This window comes from Sagittula salina (assembly GCF_017813235.1).
Taxonomy (GTDB): Bacteria; Pseudomonadota; Alphaproteobacteria; order Rhodobacterales; family Rhodobacteraceae; genus Sagittula; species Sagittula salina.
Genome location: NZ_JAGISH010000038.1, coordinates 1 through 888, shown reverse-complemented (window position 1 = coordinate 888; position 888 = coordinate 1). Strand labels below are relative to the sequence as shown.

General features: G+C 60.7%; 1 protein-coding gene. It reads right to left on the bottom strand.

All coding sequences use genetic code 11. The features are described from left to right. Positions 1-22: 22 nt before the first annotated feature. Positions 23-888: IS3 family transposase (locus tag J5474_RS22465; protein WP_209364239.1), on the bottom strand; the 866-nt coding region annotated here is incomplete at its 5' end.

Genomic DNA, 888 nt, shown 5'->3' with positions numbered 1-888 from the left:
CTGCTCCCCTTGGAGTCCGCGTTTATAAGTTAGCTCTGTTCAGGGTTTGGTCCTCTTCTGACCGTTGGTGATACTCCCGCGGGGTGAGCCCGTCGAGGCTCGAATGCGGGCGGTGGTGGTTGAAGTCATCGCGCCATGCCGCCACCAAATTGCGGGCATGGCGCAGGGTGTCGAACAGGTGCTCGTTCAGAAGTTCATCGCGCATTCGGCCATTGAACGATTCAACGAACCCATTTTGCATGGGTTTGCCCGGGGCGATGTAATGCCACTCGACTTTGCGATCTTCCTGCCACTTCAGGATCGCGTTCGAGGTGAGCTCTGTTCCATTGTCTGAGACCACCATGCACGGGTATCCTCGCATCTCGGCGATCCGGTCCAGTTCGCGAGCGACACGGATGCCAGACAGTGAAGTGTCAACAACGGCCGCCAGACATTCCCGGCTGAAGTCGTCGATCACGTTCAAGATGCGGAACCGACGGCCGCAGGACAGGCTGTCAGACACAAAGTCGAGGCTCCATCGCTGGTTCGGTCCCTGCGGGATCGCCATCGGCGCCCTGGTGCCGAGAGCTCGCTTCCTGCCGCCCCGCTTGCGCACGGTGAGCCCCTCTTCCTTGTAGATCCTGTAGAGCCTCTTCCAGTTCACGGCCCAGCCCTCGCGCTTCAACAGGATGTGCAGCCGTCGATAGCCAAACCGCCGTCGTTCAGACGACAGCTCGCGCAACCTTTGGCGCAGTTCCTTGTCCTCCGGGCGGTTTGGCCGGCGCCGATAGACGCGCGGATCGATTCCGGCAAGGGTGCAGGCCCGCCGTTGCGTGTAGCTCTTCTCCTTCATAGCCCAGTCCACAGCTCGTCGCCTCGAACCGGGCCTCAGAAGTTTTTTCCCAGCAT